General features: G+C 64.9%; 2 protein-coding genes. Both read left to right on the top strand.

The window, feature by feature from the left end; all coding sequences use genetic code 11:
- Positions 1 to 1,848 (top strand): amino acid adenylation domain-containing protein (locus V3W40_RS34500; protein ID WP_330216541.1); only part of this gene is annotated, 1,848 nt, incomplete at its 5' end.
- A 3-nt stretch (positions 1,849 to 1,851) separates the two neighbouring features.
- A partial coding sequence (locus tag V3W40_RS34495; RefSeq protein WP_330216540.1) for a condensation domain-containing protein occupies positions 1,852 to 4,296 on the top strand: 2,445 nt, incomplete at its 3' end.

The raw sequence follows: 4,296 nt of genomic DNA, 5'->3' as shown, positions 1-4,296 counted from the left end.
GACGCCGGCTTCTCGGCCGAGCGTCTGGTACACGAAATGGTTGCCGACCGCGCCGCCGAAAACCCCGCTGCGGTGGCGGTCAAGTTCGATGCGCAAACCCTGAGTTATGGCGAGCTGGACCGCCAGGCCAACCGCCTGGCCCATGCCCTGATCGCCCGTGGCATCGGCCCCGAAGTGCGCGTGGCAATTGCCATGCCGCGCAGTGCCGAGAGCCTGGTGGCGTTCCTCGCGGTGATGAAAGCCGGCGGTGTGTATGTGCCACTGGATATCGAATACCCACGTGATCGCCTGCTGTACATGATGCAGGACAGCCGCGCGAAGTTGCTGCTGACCCACACCAGTGCGTTGCCGCAACTGCCGATTCCCGAGGGCCTGGACAGCCTGGCCATCGATCGCACCGAGGCGTGGGCCGACTACAGCGACACCGCGCCGGAGGTAAAACTGCACGGCGACAACCTTGCCTACGTGATCTACACCTCCGGCTCCACCGGCCTGCCCAAGGGCGTGGCGGTGTCCCATGGGCCGTTGGTGGCGCACATCATCGCTACCGGCGAGCGTTATGAAACATCGCCGGCCGATTGCGAACTGCACTTCATGTCGTTCGCCTTCGACGGCTCCCATGAAGGCTGGATGCACCCGCTGATCAACGGCGCCAGCGTGCTGGTCCGTGACGACAGCCTGTGGTTGCCCGAGTACACCTACGCGCAGATGCACCGTCACAACGTGACCATGGCGGTGTTCCCGCCGGTGTACCTGCAACAACTGGCCGAGCATGCCGAGCGCGACGGTAATCCACCGAAGGTGCGTGTGTACTGCTTTGGCGGCGATGCGGTGGCGCAAGCCAGCTACGACCTGGCCTGGCGCGCGCTCAAGCCGACCTACCTGTTCAACGGCTACGGCCCGACCGAAACCGTGGTCACGCCGCTGCTGTGGAAAGCGCGCAAGGGCGACCCCTGCGGCGCCGTCTATGCACCGATTGGTACGCTATTGGGCAACCGCAGCGGCTACGTGCTGGACGCGCAACTCAACCTGCAACCCATCGGCGTCGCCGGTGAGCTGTACCTGGGCGGCGAGGGCGTGGCCCGTGGATACCTGGAACGTCCGGCGCTGACCGCCGAACGCTTCGTGCCGGACCCGTTCGGCAAGCCGGGCAGTCGCGTGTATCGCAGCGGCGACCTGACCCGTGGCCGCCCGGATGGCGTGGTGGATTACCTCGGGCGTGTCGACCACCAGGTGAAGATCCGTGGTTTCCGCATCGAACTGGGGGAAATCGAAGCGCGCCTGCGTGAGCAGGACAGCGTCGGTGAAACCGTGGTGGTGGCCCAGGACGGCCCGACCGGAAAACAGCTGGTGGCCTATGTGGTTCCGGTGTCCGCCCCGTCCAACGAAGCCGAGTTCCGTGACGCATTGCGTCGCGCACTCAAGGCCCGCCTGCCGGACTACATGGTCCCGGCGCATTTCATCTTCCTGGCGCAAATGCCGTTGACCCCCAACGGCAAGCTCGACCGCAAGGGCCTGCCGCAACCGGATGTGAGCCTTATGCAACAGGCCTATGTGGCCCCGCAGAGCGAGCTGGAACAGCAGATCGCCACGATCTGGGCCGAGGTGCTGCGCCTGCCGCAGGTCGGCTTGAACGACAACTTCTTTGAAGTGGGCGGCCACTCCCTGCTGGCCATCCAGATCACCTCCAGGGTCCAGGCCGAGCTGGGCCTGGAAGTGCCGCTGGTGGAAGTGTTCCAGACTGAAACGCTGCGCGCCTATGTGCAGGCGGCTGCCACCTTCCGCGCCGGCAGCGCGGAAGACTTTGATGATCTTCGTGATTTTTTGAGCGAACTAGAGGCGATTTGACCCATGCTTTCCAACCCTAATATCGATCTGGTTTCGCGCTTTCTTCGCCTGCCTCTGGAACAGCGCCAGCAGTTCTACCAGCGCCTGCAAAGCCGGGGCATGAGCTTCGCCCAGCTGCCGATTGCCTCGATCCGCGAGGACGGCCGGAAGCTGCCGTTGTCCTACGCCCAGGAACGGCAGTGGTTTCTCTGGCAGTTGGACCCGGACAGTGACGCTTATCACGTCCCCGGCGCCCTGCGTCTGAGCGGCCAGCTGGACAAGGCCGCCCTGCAGCGCAGTTTCGACACCTTGGTGGCGCGCCATGAAAGCCTGCGTACACGCCTGCACCTGGACGCCGAGGCACGTACTCAGGAGGTGCTGGCCCACGGGGTGGTCGAGATCGCCGAAAGTGCAGTCGACGAAGCGCAGCTCAAGGCCCGTGTCGAAGCCGAAATCGCCCGTCCCTTCGACTTGCAGCAAGGCCCGTTGCTGCGGGTCAGTTTGCTCGCAGTGAGCGAAGAGGAGCACGTGCTGGTGCTGGTGCAGCACCATATCGTCTCCGATGGCTGGTCGATGGGTGTGATGGTGCAGGAGTTGATGCAACTCTATGCTGCCTACAGCCAGGGCCAGGACTGTGCATTGGCGCCGCTGCCGATCCAGTACGCCGACTATGCGCTGTGGCAACGCAGCTGGATGGAAGCGGGGGAGAAGGCCCGTCAACTGGCGTACTGGCGCGAATTGCTCAGCGGCACGCAGCCGGTGCTGGAATTGCCGTTCGACCAACCCCGCCCGGCGCAACAGAGCTTTCGTGGTGCGCGTCTGGACATCGCGCTGGAACCGGCACTGGTGGCAGGGTTGAAAGCCCTGGCCCAGGGCGAAGGCGTGACGATGTTCATGCTGCTGCTGGCCGCGTTCCAGGCGTTTCTGTACCGCTACAGCGGCCAGCAGGACATCCGCATCGGCGTGCCGATTGCCAACCGCAACCGGGTCGAGACCGAATCGCTGATCGGCTTCTTCGTCAATACCCAAGTGCTCAAGGCCGACCTCGATGGTCACATGAGCTTCGCCCAGCTGCTGCAGCAGGCCAAGCGCCGTGCGCTGGAGGCCCAGGCCCATCAGGACTTGCCGTTCGAGCAACTGGTCGAAGCCCTGCAACCGGAGCGCAGCCTGAGCCATAACCCGCTGTTCCAGGTGATGTTCAACCACCAGGCCAACTCCCCAGCCGCCGCGCAGCAGTTGCCGGGCCTGCGCGTGGCCAACCTGGAATGGGACAGCCACAGCGCCCAGTTCGACCTGAGCCTGGACACCCAGGAAAGCGGCGACGCGATCTGGGCGTCCCTGACCTACGCCACCGACCTGTTCGGCGCCGCCACCGTCGCACGCATGGCCGAACATTGGCTGAGCCTGTTGCGGGCAGCCGTGGCGAATCCTGCATTGCCCTTGCACGACCTGGCGACACTCGACGTCGCTGAGCGCGAGCAAATACTCGCTCAATGGAACGCCACCGCGCGCGACTACCCCCAAGGGCAGTGGGTGCATCAGTTGATCGAGGCCCAGGTGCAGGCGCAGCCGGATGCACCGGCGTTGCGCTTCAATGGGGTGTCGCTCAGTTATGCCGAGCTGAACCGCCGCGCCAACCGCCTGGCCCATCGCCTGATCGAGGCCGGCGTAGGGCCGGACGTGCTGGTGGGCCTGGCGGTGGAGCGTTCCATCGACATGGTCGTCGGTCTGCTCGCGGTGCTCAAGGCCGGTGGCGCCTACGTGCCGCTGGACCCGGAATACCCGCGCGAACGCCTGGCCTACATGCTGGAAGACAGCGGGGTGAAACTGCTGCTGACCCAGGCGCACTTGCGTGAGCAACTGCCGATTCCCCAAGGCCTGGAAACCCTGGTGCTGGGCGAGTCTGCCTTCGAGGACTACAGCGACGCCAACCCAGGCATCGCCCTGGACGGCGAAAACCTCGCCTACGTGATCTACACCTCGGGCTCCACCGGCCAGCCCAAAGGGGCGGGCAACCGTCATTCGGCATTGCTGAACCGTCTGCACTGGATGCAGGAAGCCTACGGCCTCGACGCCAGCGACACGGTGCTGCAGAAGACCCCGTTCAGCTTCGACGTGTCGGTGTGGGAGTTCTTCTGGCCGTTGATGAGCGGCTCGCGCCTGGTGGTTGCGGCGCCCGGTGATCACCGTGATCCGGCCAGGCTGATCAACCTGATCAATCAACAGCAGGTCACCACGCTGCACTTCGTGCCGTCGATGCTGCAGGCTTTCCTGCAGGATCCGGCGGTGTCGACCTGCCAAAGCCTGCAGCGCATCGTGTGCAGCGGCGAGGCTCTGCCGGTGGATGCCCAGCAACAGGTCTTCGCCAAGCTGCCCCAGGCCGGGCTCTACAACCTGTACGGCCCGACCGAAGCCGCCATCGACGTGACCCACTGGACCTGCGTGGACGAAGGTCGCGATGCGGTGCCG

The organism is Pseudomonas sp. AM8 (assembly GCF_036346475.1).
GTDB classification, from domain to species: Bacteria; Pseudomonadota; Gammaproteobacteria; order Pseudomonadales; family Pseudomonadaceae; genus Aquipseudomonas; species Aquipseudomonas marginalis.
This window is presented reverse-complemented; position numbering and strand designations above follow the sequence as displayed.